The organism is Bacillus sp. XF8 (genome assembly GCF_017498755.1).
Classification (GTDB): domain Bacteria; phylum Bacillota; class Bacilli; order Bacillales; family Bacillaceae_G; genus Bacillus_A; species Bacillus_A bingmayongensis.
Window position 1 is genome coordinate 1 of sequence record NZ_JAGDQK010000028.1, and the last position, 20,339, is coordinate 20,339.

22 protein-coding genes and 3 pseudogenes are annotated in these 20,339 nt (G+C 33.3%); 2 read left to right on the forward strand and 23 right to left on the reverse strand.

All coding sequences use genetic code 11. The annotated features are described in order from the left end of the window. The 11 genes and pseudogenes from J4P91_RS29595 to J4P91_RS17440 form a co-directional block, all read right to left on the reverse strand. A pseudogene (locus J4P91_RS29595) lies at positions 1-170 on the reverse strand (IS200/IS605 family accessory protein TnpB-related protein); the annotation flags it as partial. A gap of 42 nt (positions 171-212) precedes the next feature. Beyond that, positions 213-656 carry a hypothetical protein gene (locus J4P91_RS17395; protein ID WP_243763892.1) on the reverse strand — a complete coding sequence of 148 codons (444 nt, stop codon included), beginning with the start codon at positions 654-656 and terminating at the stop codon, positions 213-215. Positions 657-824: 168 nt separating this feature from the next. Next, positions 825-3,212, reverse strand: a complete 2,388-nt coding sequence (locus tag J4P91_RS17400) for a penicillin acylase family protein (protein WP_207995117.1) — start codon at positions 3,210-3,212, stop codon at positions 825-827. A 304-nt stretch (positions 3,213-3,516) separates the two neighbouring features. Further along, the gene (locus tag J4P91_RS28960) at positions 3,517-3,705 is read right to left on the reverse strand and encodes a hypothetical protein (protein ID WP_243763893.1); all 189 of its coding nucleotides are present in this window, start codon (positions 3,703-3,705) and stop codon (positions 3,517-3,519) included. A 215-nt stretch (positions 3,706-3,920) separates the two neighbouring features. Then, positions 3,921-4,535 (reverse strand): immunity protein Imm33 domain-containing protein, encoded by a 615-nt coding sequence (locus J4P91_RS17410; protein WP_207995118.1) that lies wholly within the window; start codon positions 4,533-4,535, stop codon positions 3,921-3,923. A gap of 95 nt (positions 4,536-4,630) precedes the next feature. After that, complete coding sequence (locus J4P91_RS17415; protein ID WP_207995119.1) at positions 4,631-5,194, reverse strand: DUF1444 domain-containing protein; 564 nt, start codon at positions 5,192-5,194, stop codon at positions 4,631-4,633. A gap of 66 nt (positions 5,195-5,260) precedes the next feature. Then, positions 5,261-5,797 carry a SecY-interacting protein Syd gene (locus tag J4P91_RS17420; protein WP_207995120.1) on the reverse strand — a complete coding sequence of 179 codons (537 nt, stop codon included), beginning with the start codon at positions 5,795-5,797 and terminating at the stop codon, positions 5,261-5,263. A 6-nt stretch (positions 5,798-5,803) separates the two neighbouring features. Next, entirely contained in the window at positions 5,804-6,340 is a 537-nt protein-coding gene (locus J4P91_RS17425) for a SecY-interacting protein Syd (protein ID WP_207995121.1), read from the reverse strand. A gap of 221 nt (positions 6,341-6,561) precedes the next feature. After that, complete coding sequence (locus J4P91_RS17430) at positions 6,562-7,293, reverse strand: DUF4261 domain-containing protein (protein WP_207995122.1); 732 nt, start codon at positions 7,291-7,293, stop codon at positions 6,562-6,564. Between the two features lie 83 nt (positions 7,294-7,376). Then, positions 7,377-7,570 (reverse strand): annotated as a pseudogene (locus J4P91_RS17435) (bacteriocin immunity protein). Between the two features lie 31 nt (positions 7,571-7,601). After that, complete coding sequence (locus J4P91_RS17440) at positions 7,602-7,994, reverse strand: immunity 22 family protein (RefSeq protein ID WP_207995123.1); 393 nt, start codon at positions 7,992-7,994, stop codon at positions 7,602-7,604. A 173-nt stretch (positions 7,995-8,167) separates the two neighbouring features. Between J4P91_RS17440 and J4P91_RS29735 the strand changes: the two genes are divergently transcribed. Beyond that, complete coding sequence (locus J4P91_RS29735; RefSeq protein WP_374192054.1) at positions 8,168-8,377, forward strand: hypothetical protein; 210 nt, start codon at positions 8,168-8,170, stop codon at positions 8,375-8,377. Between the two features lie 432 nt (positions 8,378-8,809). On the opposite strand, the gene J4P91_RS17445 is transcribed toward J4P91_RS29735, so the two are convergent. From J4P91_RS17445 to J4P91_RS17455, 3 genes are read right to left on the reverse strand one after another with little or no spacing between them, the layout of a single operon-like run. Further along, positions 8,810-9,745 (reverse strand): DUF3994 domain-containing protein, encoded by a 936-nt coding sequence (locus J4P91_RS17445; protein ID WP_207995124.1) that lies wholly within the window; start codon positions 9,743-9,745, stop codon positions 8,810-8,812. A 30-nt stretch (positions 9,746-9,775) separates the two neighbouring features. Next, on the reverse strand, positions 9,776-10,237 hold the full coding sequence (locus tag J4P91_RS17450; RefSeq protein WP_207995237.1) for a hypothetical protein: 462 nt from the start codon (positions 10,235-10,237) through the stop codon (positions 9,776-9,778). A 53-nt stretch (positions 10,238-10,290) separates the two neighbouring features. After that, positions 10,291-10,623 (reverse strand): DUF4064 domain-containing protein, encoded by a 333-nt coding sequence (locus tag J4P91_RS17455; RefSeq protein ID WP_017151767.1) that lies wholly within the window; start codon positions 10,621-10,623, stop codon positions 10,291-10,293. Positions 10,624-10,798: 175 nt separating this feature from the next. On the opposite strand from J4P91_RS17455, the pseudogene J4P91_RS17460 reads away from it, so the two are divergent. Continuing rightward, positions 10,799-11,152: pseudogene (locus J4P91_RS17460) on the forward strand (transposase); the annotation flags it as partial. Between the two features lie 132 nt (positions 11,153-11,284). On the opposite strand, the gene J4P91_RS17465 reads toward J4P91_RS17460, so the two are convergent. From J4P91_RS17465 to J4P91_RS17505, 9 genes are all read right to left on the reverse strand, one after another. Further along, a complete protein-coding gene (locus tag J4P91_RS17465; protein WP_207995126.1) occupies positions 11,285-11,938 on the reverse strand; it encodes an MBL fold metallo-hydrolase in 654 nt (217 codons plus the stop codon). A 150-nt stretch (positions 11,939-12,088) separates the two neighbouring features. Then, a complete protein-coding gene (locus J4P91_RS17470; RefSeq protein ID WP_154652029.1) occupies positions 12,089-12,295 on the reverse strand; it encodes a hypothetical protein in 207 nt (68 codons plus the stop codon). Between the two features lie 128 nt (positions 12,296-12,423). Next, a complete protein-coding gene (locus tag J4P91_RS17475) occupies positions 12,424-12,780 on the reverse strand; it encodes an Imm3 family immunity protein (RefSeq protein ID WP_207995127.1) in 357 nt (118 codons plus the stop codon). Between the two features lie 152 nt (positions 12,781-12,932). Then, positions 12,933-13,298, reverse strand: a complete 366-nt coding sequence (locus J4P91_RS17480; RefSeq protein ID WP_207995128.1) for a hypothetical protein — start codon at positions 13,296-13,298, stop codon at positions 12,933-12,935. Between the two features lie 235 nt (positions 13,299-13,533). After that, positions 13,534-16,104 (reverse strand): type I pullulanase, encoded by a 2,571-nt coding sequence (pulA, locus tag J4P91_RS17485; RefSeq protein WP_207995129.1) that lies wholly within the window; start codon positions 16,102-16,104, stop codon positions 13,534-13,536. A gap of 884 nt (positions 16,105-16,988) precedes the next feature. Further along, positions 16,989-17,429 carry a DUF7832 domain-containing protein gene (locus J4P91_RS17490; protein WP_237741373.1) on the reverse strand — a complete coding sequence of 147 codons (441 nt, stop codon included), beginning with the start codon at positions 17,427-17,429 and terminating at the stop codon, positions 16,989-16,991. A 157-nt stretch (positions 17,430-17,586) separates the two neighbouring features. Then, a complete protein-coding gene (imm47, locus tag J4P91_RS17495; protein ID WP_207995130.1) occupies positions 17,587-18,384 on the reverse strand; it encodes an Imm47 family immunity protein in 798 nt (265 codons plus the stop codon). 30 nt (positions 18,385-18,414) lie between these two features. Continuing rightward, positions 18,415-19,548, reverse strand: coding sequence for a suppressor of fused domain protein (locus J4P91_RS17500; protein ID WP_207995131.1), 1,134 nt, complete (start codon positions 19,546-19,548; stop codon positions 18,415-18,417). 276 nt (positions 19,549-19,824) lie between these two features. Further along, entirely contained in the window at positions 19,825-20,289 is a 465-nt protein-coding gene (locus J4P91_RS17505) for a GNAT family N-acetyltransferase (RefSeq protein WP_207995132.1), read from the reverse strand. Between the last annotated feature and the right edge of the window lie 50 nt (positions 20,290-20,339).

Genomic DNA, 20,339 nt, shown 5'->3' on the forward strand with positions numbered 1-20,339 from the left:
CAAGCAAAATGATCTAGATTACAATCTACCCCAATTACACCATCCGCTTTACTATAATTTGTGTGAAGGTTTTCCGGTACATCGACTAAACATTTCACAATGTAATACTCCCCATAGTCTTCAACAGACCACGCAATCGGTTTGCCATGTTTTTTCTTATTCTTACACTCTTTCCATTGTTTCTTTTTATGATTGTTAACGATTGTAAGCTTCTATACACTGTCATCAATAATTTTGAACCCACTATACTCAATTAAAGCTCTAAACACATCGCTCCCGCCATACGGCCATCCATAAGGATAAAATTCAATTCTCCCAATATTGTTTGTTGCCTTTTCACAAGAGACTAGTTCATATTCCCCAGAAGCAAATGCATCAATCATAGATTCAAAGTCCCATGGGGTTCTCAGTTTAGGGTCTGTTAAACGTTTTTCTACAGGGATTTGTTTCCATAAAATCTGGTAATGATGTAATTCTTCTTCCGTCGGCCACCAAAACTGTTTTAATACCTCTTCCTCAAAATACGCTAACCACATAGAATCACTACAATCTATCATCTCTTTTTCTTTCTCTTCCTTAAGCTTGTAAAAAAATTCTCTTAGTCTATGAAAACGAGACTCATTATGTATTACAAACTCAAAATAACAATTCGTCACGTACTCACCCCTATATTTGTATGACCATAAAACTATATTTCCCTAAATTATAACATTCCATAATTTGATTATGGTATACTATCGCTTTATAAGGAAGTTATTTCTACTTGAAAATTTTTATTAAGTAATAATAAAAAGACTCCTACAAGAGTAAGAGTCTTATACACATTATTTAGGTGTTAAAGTTAACCTTTTTCCATCTATTCCTTCTGTACTAAGCCTAGTAACATGATAACTTCCATGTACCCAGTCTTCTACTTGATCATGGTACCAATCACTTTTAAAATGTCCTGATTGCCCCGGTCCTACGATATGATAGCCATTAGACATGTCCTTTGTATCTATCACAAATCGCCAAGATGCTCCATGATTCACAATGCCATCATCTCCATAACTTGCTGCTTGAACCGTAATATTACTCCCCCCAATCGGGACAGGTTTTTCACGATTGAAAAAGAACGCGAGCACATCAGATGATTTGGACATAGGATGCGTAAAAGAAAGTTGATGATATTCTCCCCACTTCCATTTCGTTACGTCTGATCCATATTGTTTTTCAAGCTTTTTCATTACCTTTGAATACGATGTATGTAAAACTTCTGTGAAGCCTCCATATTTAGAGAACCATACACTGTTTTCTCCGTTCATTTGTTTCCGTATCAATTCATCAATAACTTGTTGTTTACCTTCAAATAATTCCATTACATCCTTTGGTATTTCCTTTGAAAATAAAGTATTGGATATTTCTTTCATCCATAAATGAAAAATTAACGGGGCCGCTTTTTCTTTATTATCGTAAAAATCCCAATTTGTAAGCTCTTTTATTCCCTGCTTCTCCACGTCCGATACGTTTACTTTATTCAGTTCTTTTAAAAACACTGGAGCAAACTCTCTTGCGTGAAGATTTTTTTGATCCATTTGCAGCTCTTGTAAATCCTTCGCAGTCAATTGATCCTTTTCCTGCAAAAACTCTTGAATACGCATTTGACGATACGGCTGCGCCCAAATGTGACTAATATGATACGGATAATCATCATTTATAATTTTATTATTGGCTGTCGAAATAAATCCCTGCTTTGGATTTATAACTTTTGGAAGTTTATCAAATGGAATATAGCCTTCCCATTCATATTCATCTGTCCATCCAGGAACGGGTAAAATCCCATCCCCTTTTTTCCGTATCGGTATGTTTCCGTTTGCTTTATAAGCAATTGTGCCATCTGTTGATGCAAATAAAAAGTTTTGGGTAGGAGTATGAAAATCTTCTAGCGCTGATTCAAATTCAGTCCAATTTGTTGCTTTGTTCATATTTAATACAGCCTTTAATTCAGCTGAAGGTTCCAATGCCGTCCATTTTAGAGCAAAAACAGCCTCATCTTTATTTTTATAAGCAAATTCTGAAATGACCGGACCATGTCTCGTAATCGTTACTTCATAAGGAATTATTTTTCCATCTTTCACTTTTATAGGTTCCTTCACAATCGTAGCTTTTTCCCATTTTTCGTTATACAAAAATTCATTTGGATTGTCAGGATTTCTTTTTTCAATATATAAATCTTGTACATCCGGACCTGTATTCGTAACACCCCAAGCAATTTGTTTGTTATGCCCTAACATAACACCAGGAACACCCGCGAAAATAACGCCGCTTACATTTATATCTTTCATTTCTAAATGTGTTTGATACCATATAGATGGTGTCGCTAAAGAAAGATGAGGGTCATCTGCTAATATAGGCATTCCAGATGCACTTTTTTCTCCACTTACTACCCAATTATTACTCCCATTAGATTCTGGAGGAATAATTGCTTTTGCAAAGCTTTTTTCCACATTCACATTCAGATCATTCAACTGTGCTAATAGTCTAGGGGCATCCTTTGGATAAGTCGGAAATAGCTCATAGGCCTGGTCTTTTGAAAGATGTTGAAGTGCCCAAAAACGAAATGCTTGCCCATGCCAATGACCACCTAAGTCAAAAGCCATATACTTTCCAATCGTTAAAGAATCAACCGTAGTCCATTCAGCAGGCTCGTATCCTAGTAAATGAAACTCTACTGGTAGTTTCCCGTCCTTTTTCGCTTCCTTTATAAATGCATTTACTCCATCGGCAAACGACTCTAATGCATCTTTTGCTTCACCAGTATATTGATTCACCGATGCTTCTGCTGCCCGTCTAAGCCCAAGGGTTCGGAACAATTTATCTTTATCTAGCGCTGTCTTTCCAACCACTTCGCTTAATGCTCCAGATGCTTGTCTTCTACTTAAGTCCATTTGAAACAACCGATCTTGCGCCTGAACATATCCTTGTGAAAAATATAAATCATGCGCATTCTCAGCTTTAATATGAGGCACACCTTTTTCATCTCGTGTTACTTGAACCGATTTTTGCAATCCACTGACATGAACCGTCCCTTCTACCTTTGGCATTGACTTCATTGCGAATGCATTTGCAAAAATTGCCGCGGCAACAAGTAAAACAAGAATAATACTACCAGACCAAATGACAATTCTTTTTCCCTTACCTCTTTTCTTCTTCTGCTTCACAACAACTTCCATACAGGCTCCCTCCTTTTTCAATGTATTCGCTCATATTAAGAGAGAACCCTTTCAGATTGTAGAGAACCATTAATCTTTGATATGTAGAGCACTATTTACTTTTTAACATTCTTATCGTGAGCTGTCATACTCAAAAGATAACGATAAAATGCCCCAGTAAATTTTGATTTACTGAGGCTCTCTTTTTTATTAAATACTCAATAGCAAACTCTTTATCTTAAAAGCATTTCTAGCAAAGGAATTTTAAACGCACCTAAAAATTTCGGAATGACAAATGCGATAATAAGAAAAAGCGCTTCCACAGCTATCTTTTTCCATTTAGAATTCGATAAGTACTTCTGATAAAAATAACAGCTGACAAAAGCCATAAATATAAATAAACACCAATGAGAACTGGATATAAATGCGGCATAACCATTGGAAAATATTCAGTACTCATATCAGCAGTCGGATCGTCCTGAAACAAGGCTATCGTAACTGTAAAAAAAAGCATGCAAAATTCACCATATGGAAAGCAGAAATTAAAAGAAGTATCATTAATATAACTTTATCTTTAAATAGATTGATTAAATTATTTTTATAAGCCATAAAATCCACCTGTATATGTTACTCGATTATGTAATTAGACTTTTTCTACCTCAATTCGATTCTACAATTTTATTGAGGTACTAACATTAACAAGTTGCTACCTCTTTTTTCTATACTAGATCATATATCGTCGATCCTATCCAAAATGTTAACATTATTTTCATCTACAACTGCTTTCATTTCATCTTTTTCAAAGATTACAAGATATTCAGAAGGCAATGTTAAAACTTGAATAAGAGAAGGCCTCAATTTTAGTAATTCATATGCATAAAACGCTTCGTACTCTTCTGTGTCATCCTCATCATTAACAGGACCTATATACCAACCGGAATCACCTTTTTCACACCCCTTTGTTCTTTCCAAGTAAATATTATCTAACTCTAGTACATTTTTAGCAGCAACAACTTTATCACAAAAACGCAGTAACTCCCCTTCAATTGCTAATGACTTTACAAAACTCACTTGGTTTAATAATATCCATAAAGAAATCGTTAAATCCTCTGTCATATCTTGAAATGGATTCTTCGTATAATCATGTACAGTAATATGAAATCCATCTTCCCTTTTATCAAGAAAGTAAATCGACCAACCAACCTGTATAGAAAAACCATCTATTAATCGATCATTTTCTACTTCAGTTAAAAAATGAAATAAACCTTCTACCTGCATCGCAAAGCACTCATCCGCCTGAGCAATGAAAGTTTTATCTCCGATATTCCTAATAAACTTTTCCACTTATTTTCTCCCTCTTTTCACAAGCACTTCATTTTCATTCTAAATACTTACTCTATTATAATAAGTACAATTTTATTTTTGACTATTTTAGATGATTATAAATACCCCCATTTCCCCTCACTTCTCACTAAAATTTTATCAATCAATAAATGATCTCCGTCTTCCCAAACCTTTTCTATTATACTTTTCATTTTTTCAATTCCATTACTAGCATTACAATCACAAAAAACAAGAATATCTCTCGCTGGTATCGCAACCGCATATCCATTTGATACGAATTCTTTTAGTGAGTAATCCCATAAGTCGTCTAAAACAATTAAACTAGCTTCGAAACTCCCGTCAAGAATTAAAGCAAAACACCCTTCCGATAGCGTGTGAACCCGTAGTTCTTTTTCATCTGCTAATTTATAAAGATTATCTATCCCGATTTCTAATAACTGCTCCTCATCTAAGCCTTCTTCTGATATATGCCTATTTTGAACATATTGAAAATAATCGTTTTGATCATTCTCAACTAAAAAAGTAATAATTAGGTCTTCATTAAAACATGTATGAACAAAACTATTTTCTTCAGATAAAGTAAAACACTCTTCATCAAGATCCTCTTTTACTATTGGTTTTAAGTATGCAACTGCTTCCTTACAAAATTGGATTGTCATATAACTACACCCCTATAATTTCTATAACAATACACACCAATTAACAGATATAAAGCCAACAAAACACTACCAAATTGATCGGAAACTTAATCGAGAAATGAGTACCTTTAAACTTGCACTAAGATGCCGATACTCTTCCGTTTCAAAATCTTCTATAACAATTTCTCCAGTACGATTGTTCATAAGAATTAACATCCCACTACTTTCAAATCCTATAGGAATATATATTTCATCCCCTTGTCTAAGAAATAAATAATCTTGAACACGCTCTATAAATAAAAATGGTTCAACACCTGGTGTTACAGGGAATAAACTAATATTGTAATTATCAATCCAACCAATCATCTCGAGAAACCAATAGGAATTATAATATTCTTTTATATCAGAATGAAGATTAGCATTTAGTTCTTTTTCAAATTCTTGAAAATTATCATATTCATCCTTCTCCTTTGGCTTCCAAAATATATAGTCATCCTCATCCTTTTCACCAATATATAAGCGCTTGTCAATCTCTACATTAAATGGAACCTGCGGGTGTGTTCCGTTCCAATCGCTCCATTTCAATAAGTAACTTTCAAAGTAACGTTGCATGATCGCTTTCAACGCTGATCACCTCTTCAAACATAAATTCGAAATCAACCCTTGTATACTTTCTGAAATCGTTTCAAATGAACCTCTCTCAAAATCTTCTAATCTAACTTTCCCATCTTCATTGTCAATCACAACTAACATTCCGTTACCTTCAATACCTATTGGAATATGTTTTAATCTATCTTGGTGGTTCCCCTTATAGCCCTTTAACCGTTCTTTAAATGAATTCAATTCAATACTCGGCAATACCGCTTCTAATTCAATATAATAATTTTTATAAAAACCATTTAATTCAGCAAACCAATAGGAATTAAAATACGTAGTAACTGTTTGATGAAACTGAACTCCTATTTCTTGTTCTAAATGGATAAAGTCGTGTACGATATTTTTTTCTACTGGTTTCCATAGAATATAACCCTCCTCATCTATTTCCCCATCATAAAGAATAGGATTCACTTCTTCAAGAACTGGTGTTTTTAATAGAAAATCTAAACCTTCGTGCGCTAATTTTATTCTTAACCTAAAGTATTGTTGCATTGCATTCTGAATAGACACACATATTCCCCTTTACTTCACTTAATTTTCCCCCTACAAATCTATCATCAAAAATGGATTTGTATCTCTTCAGTCAATACCTATGTAAATATACCTCTAAATTAGAAGCACTCCATTCTTATTCACCTGTATCCATATCAACTCTCATCATTTCTACAGTTAGTTATTTACAACAAATCGGATTTCCTGCCCCCTCTATTCCTATCACAACAAATTTTATACTACTCTTTTTTTACTAACGCCCAAATTCCATACTGATTATAAAACAATTCATCTTCTGAAAAATGTCTACACTCCGTATGTTGTAATATGAAATGAGGATTATTTTCATCTAGACTAAATGTAGAATAGTCCGTTAAGCTAGGCTTTTCAATGAGATTATACAGACAAAAAACGTTCATTAATTCTTGAGCATATTGCGGAGTTACTTGATCTTTAAAAGTAATTACATCCGGTAGTCCAAAGCAATGCATACCACATGTATAGTAAAAATCCTCTTCTTCGATCACTGTTACAAAAGCTTGAAATAATTCTACTGCATCATCTGTATGATACATATGATTCCAGTTTTCAATTGTATTTGCAGTACCTGAAGATTCAACTTTCACCCCCAGTCCTCCAGCTTTTACAAGTGCATTTGCAGTATCAACTAACTTCCTTACCTTTTCAATAGAACCTCCGTCTCCAATTAAATACAAAGTTAAAGAATGTTTTCTAATAAGATCCAGGTCTTCCTCAGTAAGTGTATTATATCCAGCAATTTCAAAAGCTTCTGCTACTCTCTCGTCATGTTCATATATATCAACTTCAAAAAAAATACTCGGATCCCCTAGTTTACTAATATAATTCCCAGCGAACATATATCCCTCACTTTTTCTTACAATCGCTTCAATAAGTTCACTTCTATTCTTCCATAAACCAGGTATACATAATACAACTTTTGAACTTTCCATCTAATCCTCTCCTTATCTACAACATTTCTATATATATATACAAATACAATCTCCTTCTAGACTCTCTAATCTACCTATTTAAGTTATTCCTTCTCTTCCTTATAGCTTAATGCAATTTCTACTACTTCTTCAGGAGTTAGTTCTATATCATTCCAAAATATTAGATTACTAGGTGCCGGATGAGGAACATTTTCTTCTAAAATTTACTTCCTAACTCATCCGGCAATTTAGGGTCACATAACATTTCCACAAGTTCAATAAGTTCTTCTCTGCTCATTTGCTTTTTCACATCATTCAACCCCTTAAAGCTATTCATAATAAGGTGCAGCACCAATAAATATAAATTCTAGATCCTCATATGTATCTTTTACTTTCTCTGCATCATATTGAAAATCATAAAGCAATATAACGGAATTAATACTCTCCTCTACATTTTCTTTTTCTATCAAATCTTTAAAATTAGGAATAATAATCTCACTATATGAAAAGTTCCTTAGAATATCCTCTATGTTTGTTTTAGGTTTCTCATAGAAATTAACTTCCATGTTATCTTCATCGTAGTAACCAAAATCAAAGTTAACTCCAAATTTTGAATGTATTATATCTCCATCTTCCGTATATTCCATATCAACATATTCTTGAAGATGATTAAATGATTGAGTAGTACCAAGCCACAACGAAACCATTCCACAATGCTCCATTTTGTCTCTCCTTATCATACTCTCCATCGTATAGAAACCTATTTCTTCGCTGTGAACGCTCTGTTCTTGCAAAACTTTATTAATATGTAAGTTTTCTCGTTCTTTACTTTAGACTCCGTAAATATTATTTCCTAAAAAATAGGTAGATTGTTATTTTCTACTCATACGCATTATTGGGTCTTGGTCGTGAAATCCAATACAAATGTATACACATAACTGACGAAGCCTTACACTTAACCGCACAATTAGCAGAAGATGGATTAAGGAATGCACTAAGCATTACAGATCAAGTAATTGCCTATGCAACCAATGACATTACTATTGAACATGTAACTAAGGTAGTCGGTAAAATAGCGGTTCAGGATATTGAAAGAATGTTTTAGACTCGTTCTCTTGCTACATCAACTTTTCGTTGCTTAAGAATCGCAAGTTTCCCTAAAAATAATTGTAGACTGAGCATGATAATACTCATTATTACCCACTATAAAAATAGAAAATAGTATTAGACTCAAAATAATTGAATCTCTATTATAAATTGTTCAGTTTAAAAAATGTTTTAGACTGAACATCATTGATCTAATTAGATCTCTCAATTCTTATATCTTTAATTTAATAAAATAAAGATTTAGACTGGTGAATAAATTTCATTTCAGGAAAATAGTTTTTATTAAAATATAGTATTAGACTAGATAGTGAATATACAATTTAATTTTAGAGAATTAATCCGATTTGACACTTACGTAACCAGCTATATTTCAGACTTATACCTCCTACTTAATAAAGGGCTAGGCTGTTTAAACCTAACCCTTTCCCTTTTACTTTTGTTTCACATACCTAATTGTGTTAAACGTTTTTGGACTAAAGAATTGGACGTTCTTACCATCAAAGTTTTGAACTTTATAAGGTATGTCTACATTCCTAGCTTCCTCTTCTTCTACACCGTCTCTAAAACTTTTCTCAATATGAATCGTGAATGCATAACCATTCGGGTTATATTTCCATGTACCAGTTAAGTAGTTCTTTTTATCAGGATACTCACCTTTACCATATGTTTCAAATGTACCATTCTCGTGTATTACCATTGAAACAATGTAACCGTTAGGGTCATCAAATCCCCATGTACCCACTAGTTCTTTACCGTCTTTAGATAAGTTTTCTTTTACTTTATCGTATTCAATGCCAGCTTTCTTATCTAAACCTTTTAAATCCTTAGCTGTTATCGTACCATCACCTAGTTTAATATTGTCTTCTATTGACTTATAGAATTTAGCCCAATACTTGTCTGCGTCTACTAGTTTTGCACTTGCTTCGTCCATTAACTCTTTATCCGTTGTTGAACCTCTAGTTGTTCTAGTAAATACTTCATTCACAAGTTTAAAGGACTCTCTAAAATACCCCATTGATTTCTCTACGTCTTTTTGTGTTTCTTTATATTCACTAGGTGGGTCTATCTCTACAAATTTATCAACTACCCCATTTAACTCTTTCAGTTTCTTTGGTATTTCTTCTTTCTTTTTCTTACCACTCATGACTTCATCAGTTGTTTGCTTATACTCTGCAAATAACTTATCAAATTCTACACATAAGTCATTAATCTTGTTTGGATAGTCTTCTTTTGAAACCTTAACTTTCTTAGCTACAGTTTGAGATTCAGATGCTTTATCCTTCTTAGGTGCGTCTGTCTTCTCTCCCCCACAACCGAATAATAACATGACTGGTACTGCTACACTTGCGATTTTCTTTGCCTTCATGACTTAATTGATACCCCTTCATTGACTGTTTTAATCATTAAGATTATTCTCATTATTTAGGTTATCTAGAAGTTCTTTCTCCATTTGACCGATGTTCTCTGTAGACGCTCTCCACTTTTTACCGTCTTCTGTTATCTTTTCTAAATCCTGTTTTACTTTATCTTCGTTTAACTCATTTAACGCTTCTTGTTGAAGTGTAAATCCTTCATCGAATAAGTCCATTGCTTCAATGATACCTTGATGGTTATTTTTAAACTCTGTTGGCGGTTCAATTTCTTTAATCCGTTTTGTTGTTGTTTTTAACTCTTTTCCCCTTACATCAAACTCTTCTTTTTTTTGTTCAAATTCATTCAATAATTGTTCTATAATATATTCCTTCGGTGTCAATCCATTCAAATCATATCTGTGCGGTATTGTTTCAAACCAACAATTGAAAAAAGATTTATCACAACTATAAGGATTACACTTAACTAATATACGTTTTATGTACATTTCAATAGCTACTGTAAACTAGGAAATTATTCAGTTATTTACAAGAAGTTGTTTTAATTAGATTTCTGATTTAAAGGTCGAAATGCAAATCCACCAGAAATAATTTGTAGAATTACTGGAATAAATAAAAGGAATATTGACATAACCAATGTTACTAATGGGAGTAATATCATACAAAGTCCATATGCTATATTGTTAACCTTATTTACTGAACACGCTAAAACTAACAACCCTATTTGAATAATTAATACAATAGAATAATAAGTTAAAAGTTTATAATCAATACCTTCCATAGCAGTAATAGCTACCAACAATATAATAATAGAAATTATAATCCCCAAAATACCACCGATTAAACCTAGTACAAATTCAGGTGTTCTTTTCAATTCTAATATCCCCCTAACTATTAACATATTATGTATTTCATGCCTATTTATCTATATTATCAAATATAAATTGGAAAAACTATGCATAAATGTATTTAATTCAATAAACAATTGTGTATGTTAATAGTATTGCTTTGAAATAAAGATTATCCAAAATACTTTGCAAACCTATATGCTTGTTTCTCAAGCTTTCGCAACGGTGAAAACAAATTTGAATCGGATTACCTTATTTTATACAGACCGAGGGAATGAGTTCAAAAACAAGCTGATTCATGACACGTTAGAGACCTTCCAAATCAAGCGCTCATTAAGTGCAAAAGGCTGTCCATACGATAATGCAGTAGCGGAAGCAACCTACAAAATTTTTAAAACAGGGTTCGTTCGCGATCGTCATTTCGCAAGTTTAGAAGAATTGACCTTAGAATTGAACGACTACGTAAACTGGTTTAACAATATTAGAATCCATGGAACACTAGGCTATTTGAGTCCTGTTCAGTACAGGCAGGAACACCTTAAAAAAATTGTCTAGTTTCGTGTTGACATACCATGTTGAAGAACGAAAAAGATAAATAGAGCTACCAAAAAAGAACAGCTATTCTTCAACCTTCACACCCGTTTAGCAACAACGCCTCAATAAATGATAATCTGTTATTAGCATCCTCTATAATTTTTGGATCTGCTCATTAATATTTCCGTTACTTAATCCTCCGTGGTAACAAACCACAGATTCAATATCTAGGTCTAAATATTTCTTCAAAGACCGTCGAGCAGCCTTTATATCCAAAGTGGTTGGAACATGAATCCCCCCTAGTGTTCCGTTTACACTGTACATCGAATCCCCAGCAACAAGCGTTTTACTTTGCCTCAAATATAAGCTGATATGTCCAGGAGTATGCCCTGGAGTATGAATGATACGAATCCCGCCACAATACGGCAGTTCTTGACCGTCAATCAAGGTATCATTCACTTTTCCCTTCGGTGGATTCTCTATGTGCCCGTCTTTCAAAAGAGGTAAATCCCCCTGGATATAAGGCTTATCTAGTTCGTGAGCATAAACTTTAATATTCCTTCCACAATTCTGCAATATTTCAGGAAGACTGCCTATATGATCTATATCCTGATGCGTCAAAATCACAACTTTTAGTTTATCAAACGACACTCCTACTTTATCCATCGCTATGTGTAAATCTTCAATTTGTCCAGGGAATCCAGTATCTATTAAAACAGCCATTTCCTGATCCCATAAAAGGGTTGGATGAATAATATTCCCATGAAATTCAAGGTGCAGCATCTCTACTCCCTTAGAAATTTTCATAATTTTGCTCTCCTTTATAATTAGATTTTATTAATGTAAAAAAATTTGTTTGATTACACAAGAAGATTGGAAAAATAAAGCTAATCTTGTACTTAAAATACTATTATTACTTAGTTCATTAATTATTCATTATCACACTAAACAGCTCCGTTATTTGAATAACTTAAAGCTTCGATTTACTTTTAATAATTCCTTTCCAGTATTTCCAATTGGAAACTCTGAAAAGCAAATATATTCATCTGAAGGATAGGCATATACTTCAGCAAATATAGATAAGTCTTGTTTCAATAATCTTTGTAGTTCCTGTTCTTTTGCTCCATTTTTAACAAGAGTTTCAATTTTAACTTTAGTGATCACAATCTCCTTCTGCACGTTCCTTCTTTTCAAATGAATCTAATAACTGAAAAGTCACTTGTTAGTTCTCCAAGGATACATACTTATTCAAACAATACCTTCCTCTTCAGCACGAAAGAGAATACATCGCATTATTCTGCTGAAGGATTATAATCAATCTCTACTTCTTCAAAGCCTTCTAATACTTTATGTATTCTACTCGTTAAATCTCTTATTTCTTCTTGTGTTAATTCTCCCACTGCGTCTATTGGATGAAACCTACTTAATCTCTTTGTTATCCCTTTTATATATCCAATAAAAACTTTGTCATGAGTTAACAATATTTCACCTATAGCTGCATCGGCAATAACGTCTTCTATTTTCCCTAGATTTATATATTCATCAGCAGCCCTTGCTATTGCATATTTATATCCTCTATTTAAAGCTAAAAAATCATTATAGGCTTCATTAATAGCTTCAAACAATTCATTGTATTCCCAATCTTCCATTTCAGATCCCTCCATTAGGTGTTAATTATCGTGGTAATTTTGAAGTAATTGTTTAGACATAGATACTCACTAGTTACTAGAATACGCAACACTATTCAAACAATTATGATGTAAAAAAACAGCAGAGTTTTTAAAACCTCTGCTGTTTCCTATTATTTAACTTCTAACGTGAACCAATGATTTATTGAATAAACAATCGTTACGAAACAGCCGATTACACCAAACAAAATAACATTAAGACCAATCGTCGAACCAAATAACACCGCTATTAACGATACCATAAACAACAGCATCACTAGACCATTAATCTTAATTTCGACTATATCGCCACTTTTCACTTGCTTTTCTTTACTTCCGAAAAACAATTGATTTGCTTTTATCTTCGCCTCTTTTACATCAGAAGGGAGCGTGTACTCTTCATTATTTTCTAATTTCATTACAACTTCATTATCTACCTTTAAAGCCACTCTTGTAGCTCCGCCCATCATTCCTGTTGCCCTTATTACTTTTATACTCATCTTAAACTCCCCTTAAAATTTTGTCCGTTTAATAAAAACCTTCTCACTTTTCAGTTTAGTATATCTTCTACAATTTTTCATCTTTTTTCCATATTTTATATTATCATAGTTAATTTATTAATAGGAGTATGAGTGTTTCTACCTTTTACTTTACAGTCTATAACAAAGAACCTTTTGCAATCCCGATGTAGGTAATCTTTGTTTCAAACACGATTTCCTTTTGCATCATCTATTCTTATTTGATTGGTTTCTCTGTTTTTAAAACAAATGAACTTAATGCAGGAATCTTAATCTTATTATCATGGAAAACATGTAGCACTTTACTTCCTGCACGTTCACCATCTACTAGCACTTTCCAAGGACCTTTTGATGGAAGAGTTATTTCTACCGCTTCTCTATTCGCATTGTGAGCTACAACAAAATATTCGTTTTTATTTCCATTTGCTTTGCTATCGATTGTATAAGCTACAACATTTTTTGGTGCATCCATGAACGTTATATGCTTTTTAATTTGATCTGCAGTTGTCATGCGAAAAGCTGAATACTTGTTACGTAGCTCTATTAAGCCTTTCATATAATCTACTTCTTTATCGAATGCTGCACGGCGCATCCAATCCATCTGGTTAATCGAATCAGGGGATTTGTAGCTATTATGGTCACCATATTTTGTACGCATGAACTCTTGCCCTGCATGCAAGAATGAAACCCCTTGCGATGTCAATATGATAGAAGAAGACAACTTGTGCATTTGTTTACGTACTTCTTCACTGTCGCCAGGATTCGTCAACTCAAGCTTATCCCATAATGTATGGTTATCATGTGCTTCAACATACGTTAGAACCTGCTCAGGATCCTGATAAGTAGACACTTTTTTATCATAATCAATACCAGCCGTAATTCCTTTTTTCATGCGCTCTTCCATGTTTTGCATTCCGTTCACAAAACCATTATCCTTATCCCCAAATACACTGCCTTTCAATCCATCACGTATATCGTCATTAAAATGAGCGATTCCTTTCATTTTCTCCGCATTTTTTTGATTTGCTTTTAACTCCGGTGCTAGAGGGGTATTTAAATCCCAACCTTCTCCATGAAGGATAATAGAAGGATCAATTTGATGAACAGCTTTACGTATCGCATTCATTGTTTCGACATCATGAATACCCATCAAATCAAAACGGAATCCATCTAAATTATATTCTTTCGACCAATACACGACGGAATCTATCATAAATTTCCTCATCATCTTTCGTTCAGAAGCCGTATCATTCCCTACACCTGTTCCATTTGCGAGTGAGCCATCCTCATTGTAACGATAATAATACCCTGGAACTAACTTGTGGAAATTAGATTCAGCCGCATTGTACATATGATTATATACAACGTCCATTACAACACGAAGTTTATTATCATGAAGTGTTTGAATCATCTGCTTTAATTCAGTAATTCGAACAGTCGGCTCATAAGGATTCGTAGAATACGAGCCTTCTGGTACATTGTAATTTTTCGGATCATATCCCCAGTTATATTGTGGTTCATTTAATTTTTCTTCATTTACTGAAGCATAATCAAATATCGGTAAAAACTGGACATGCGTAACACCAAGATCTTTAATATGATCAAGACCTGTTTTTACGCCCCCTGGTCCTCTCGTTCCTTTTTCTGTTACACCAAGATATTTTCCTTTTTGTTTAATACCACTTTCAGGTTGAATGGAAAGATCACGTACTTGTAACTCATAAATAATAGCATCTTCCGGGTTTTTAAATTTCGGCTTTTTATTCCCCTTCCAATTTTTTGGATTTGTTTCTTTTAAATCAACGACTGCACCTTTATCACCGTTAACAGAAGCAGCACGCACATATGGATCAACGGCCTCAGTCCATTTGTCCCCAATCTTCACCTTATATGTATAAAAAAGGCCTTTTTGATTACCTGTAAGTTTGGCAGTCCAAGTTCCTTTTTCACCTTGATCCATGCTGATTTCAGTACCTTTTTCATCATTCCATTTTTTATAAGTAACCAACTTTGCCTCGCTCGCAGTGGGAGCCCACAAACGAAACTTTGTTTCCTGCGGCGTATATATATTACCTAAATCATTACCATCATAATAAAATAAATGATCAAATTCTTCGCTACGAATTACGTTACCAATTTCAGTATTAGCTTCAATGGCATTTCCTATTTTGATTTTGTATGTTTGTTTTAAATCAAGATTCTTTTCTGTAATTATTTTAACCCTATTGGTAATCTCTCCACCATTTGTATCATAAGGACTAACTTTCTCAATGTTAACGCCCTCAATTTCAATTTTTTGCTCCTTAATATTGAATGGAACATTAGTAGTTACAGTGATTTGATTGAAGCTATCAATAGCGGCCTTCTGAATAGAAAGGTCAGAAGAAGGCTTAGAATCATATACTTTATCATCGCCAGAAAGAACCCATACTTCAGCACGGCCATCCTTAATATTTTCAATCCAACGATCCCCACCATCTTTTTCCCATTCATTCGTACGAACTATAAATCCGGCGCGATTATAATCACCATCTATTTTCACCTTAGCATACTTACCAAACTCATCTTCCCCAGTAAATTCATAGGACTTACCACTCCCATTTTCAGTCCACATCCAAAGATTCCAGTCTTTTGTATTTCCAGCCTTCTCCTTATAATGAACGATAATTTCAGTTGTTTTCGTATTTGTTTCTGCTTGTACACTCTGAAACGAAAAACCAGATAATAGCATAGCAATTACAGTAAGTAATAAAAACGTCTTATTTATTAATTTTTTTGTCATATGCATCCAATACACCCCTTCTTAAAACATTACTAAGTATAACTGCTTAAATGAGTCTAGAAATCTCTTTTATAATCCCCCCTTATTGAACGTTTTTATTTCAATGATCTTCTAATAGAAAAAACCAAGGTAAAAAGGAATAAAAACCAACGAAAACGTTTGCATTAAATGTTAAAAAAAGAGTTGCTTATGCCTCTTTATACCCGTAAATATCAAAAGATCACGAAAAATATTATAAAGAAAACGTTTGTTATCGATTTCAATTTTATAGCACGAACTATAAAGAGGTCAATATATTATTAATTTTCTGTTTTTATCCTATGTACATATTGTTAACATATACAGTTGTAACCCCTTGAAAATAATAAGCGCGAATATATTTCGACTTTAATACTTCATCTCGGCTTCAACACATAATAAAAACTCCCCTACATACATTCACGTGTTTAGGAAAGCTTTGTCTTACTTTATTTCACAAAAATTATGTATCGAATCCTCTTTCTTTATAACTCGCTTATATTCACTATATCTTTCCAAAATAAGCAATAATTCTTTCATTACCAAGGCACTCACCGCACACTTCCTCATAAGTAAGAAATTCCGTTTGTTGCATATTTTATTCAAAAGCTTTTTTAGTTAAAGGAATAAACTCGAAATCTTTTAAGAAATCAACTTCCTCTTGTATCCATTCATTGTATTCCTCACCGCTCGTTTCTTATTAAACTACCTTTCTTGATATTTAATTACATCCCATTGCGACCATTCATAAACGAAACGTATTTTCAAAAAAATAACCGGTTATACAAAAAGAGAAACAACGACAGAGTTTACAGCTCGTTATTTCCCTCTATTTTTAACTTTGGACTTTACATTTTTTCGATAATAAGTTGTTACGATTTCCGTATGTTGTTGTTCCAATTGAGATAGCTATAATTAACCTCTTCTTTTAATTCAAAATAGTTTTCCCAAGTATCTTGTGCATGATAAAGTGTATCGCCTGCATCTACAAAAACATCCCTATAATCATATAGATATTTCCAATCATTATCACTATTAAAGTAATACATTGCAAATTGATTACCCTCATCATTTAACATGTCATCTGCAAGCACACCACCCCATTTTATATAGATTTGCGTGCCAGTCATTTGTCTAAGATTAAACTTATTAATATCCTCTCGAGACTTTTCTTCAAACGCTTTACTAAATAAATGATTGTCAATAATCCACCCAAGAAACATACCAGTATGTACATATGCTTGTTCAATTGGCAAATCTTCTGGAAGGTCATCAAAATAGTACTTTGCTTTATCATAAATCAAGATGTCCATCTCCCTTTCACTTCCCATTTATCTTCCATTCTATCAAAAATAAGGTATAAACAGAAAAAATCTTCAAAACATAACAATCTCATATAAAAAATTTGTTATTCCAAAAGTGAAGCATAAATTAAATACTCATAGATAACATAAAAAAACAACGACTGCATTATGATAACTTAAACCCATAAAAATATTTTTGCCCACTTTCCCAACTTCTTTTCGAAATAGTATCTATATACGTTACAAAGTCTTTATAATTATCATTGCAAATTATCGTATAATAATCAGCGGGCACTTTCTCTCCTGTCCAAATTGATAGTAAGGATGGTATAAATTCCATTTTTAATGGTTCTTCATGATGTGCCGCCCTTATTACTCTTTCAAACAATATTTTTGTTAAATCTCCAGGAAACACTGGACTCTGATAGAAATAGTATTTTTCCACATCACAGTATTTCGTGTAATTAAGATAAAATCCCCCAATCTCTTCTACACTTGCTTCTTCTCCAATCACATCTTGATAGTTTATAAAAAAATCAATAGAATTCCTTATGACCATCGAAGTATCTGTTATTTCATCCCACTCTTCAAGTAACACTAATAAATACGGAATAATCCCCATAGAGAGCGATGTTACAGCTGCTGATGAAAACGTATCTACTATGTATTCACTTGCTGAAGCTAAAAATGTAAGATTGTTAGAATTCCTAATATCTTCATGAGTAGCAATAGAACAAAAAATGCGAATACATAAGTTTAATACACTTTCATCATTCGTATGATTCATTAGTTGGATTAACAATTGTTTTTGTGAAAAATCACCAGCCTTAAAAAGCTCAATTACATTTAATAAAACTTCCTTTTCTGTTTTTGCATGCAAAATATTCTTTTTTATATTTGAAATCGATTCAATTGGTCTATTTCCATACCAAAGGCAATTCATTAAATTTATACCTTCAATCAAAACATCCCACTCCCCTGTAATGACCGTTTTCTATACTCCTACATTTACTCTTTTCGTATCAAGAATGTCTGTGATACCTTTTTCATTCATTTTATTTAATAAGTATTTATAACCTTTCTCTAAGGCCAGAGTTCGTTCTTCCTCATAAATTGGTACGAGTGTATAAAAATTAATGAGATCATCTTGTGGAGTCACTAATTTCTCCAATCCCTTTTCTTGCACTTTACATACCATAATACAGGACAGTTTTGTACGAGACGCAAAAGGCTGCGGCGGTTCTCCGTTTGGAAGAATTACCCCTTCAGTTAACCATCCGTCATAAGCATGCGGAATATGTGCTGTTTTTCTTAACCAGCCTAGAGGCCAATACATATTTTGATCCTTCAAATCCTCTTTATTTATCGGCCAGTCTACAGGTAACTTTTGTATCAATTCAGCATACTTACACTCACTTGCTTCTTCCGAATTGTCCATTGGATAGTCACTCATCCCTGTCGTCACAAGAGTGATGAAATGATTCTCTTTTGATGGTGGTATGATATGAATATGAATCCCTACTCTACTTCCAGGTATGATTTCACTTATGGCCATAATTGGAGACCCGAAGTATTTGGCTACATGTTCTAAAATCTGATTATGTTTACTTTGAATATCGTAATTTGTTACAGATGAGTTACTTTCATCTGTGTTTTCTAATAATCGAATCATTTCAGTTTGCCCCCGCTCTCGAGCAAAAGCTAATGCATCTCTATCACCACTATACTTCACACTTGAATCAATACCACTTTTAATTAGAAGCTCTGCAATAGCTACATGACCATTACTAATTGCGCCAAATAACGGATTCCTTTCTGGGGCAGTGACATCCATTTTTGCACCACAGGACAATAAATATGTGACAATCTCTATATGTCCTTTTGAAGCTGCCTCATTGAGTGCCCCGCCGCCGTAAATACCACCATTTTGATTCACGTCTGCTCCTAAGGCTATAAGCTGCTTAACAATCTCAAGGCTCCCTTTTGAAGACGCTACATGAAGCCATGTCCCAAAAGCTGTCATCATATGTAATCTCTCAATATCATTACCAATTAGTTCAACAACTCTTTCCGTATTACCTAACTTAATTGCTGAACGAATTTCTTTTGCAATGTGTATATGATCCATAACTTCTCCCTCCCATTGCGCTCCATTACCTATTTATTTAATATAAAACAACCGTATATAATGATGTACATATTTTTAATAATTTTTCATTCTATTACAAACACTCTAGAATATTGGTTTGTCATAAAGGTTAATTATTAAATAACTACAAACATTAATCGTACAACAAAAAGAAACGCTCAACTTGAAAAAAGGTTAATCAAAATGAGCGCTTTATATTTCAATTACATATAAGTTTTTATAACGTTACTTTTATACACTTATACAGTCTCTTTTTCAAATGACCTTCACCATATTTATATTTGTAATTTCAAAACCCAACTGTTCATATAACCTACGTGCAACTTTGTTATGCCCAAAAACATGAAGACCAATTTTATTCATTCCTAATTCTTTAGCAATAATTTCAATTTCTTTCATTGCTTGCTTACCATACCCTTGTCCTTGGTGTGGCTCATAGATTATAAAATCAAAAATATAGCCTTGATCTGGATTTGTAGTTGATGTTTTTGCAATCCAAATCATTCCGACTAGTTGTTGGTCTTGAAAAATAGAGTACAAGTAATTCAGCTCAGATTTCTCATCTTTAGGTAACAGTCTAGAAAATTCTTTCTTAGATAGATTGATTGCCTCATCTTCACCCCAGTTTCCTGAAGTAACTTTGTTTTTTGCATAGTTCTCAATTGCACCAGAAATGTATAGTTGAAATTCTTCTTTATTCATCGGTCTTAATGTAATCACTTAATCCCCTCCTACTTCACCGTGATTGAGCTAGTTTATATAAACAACAA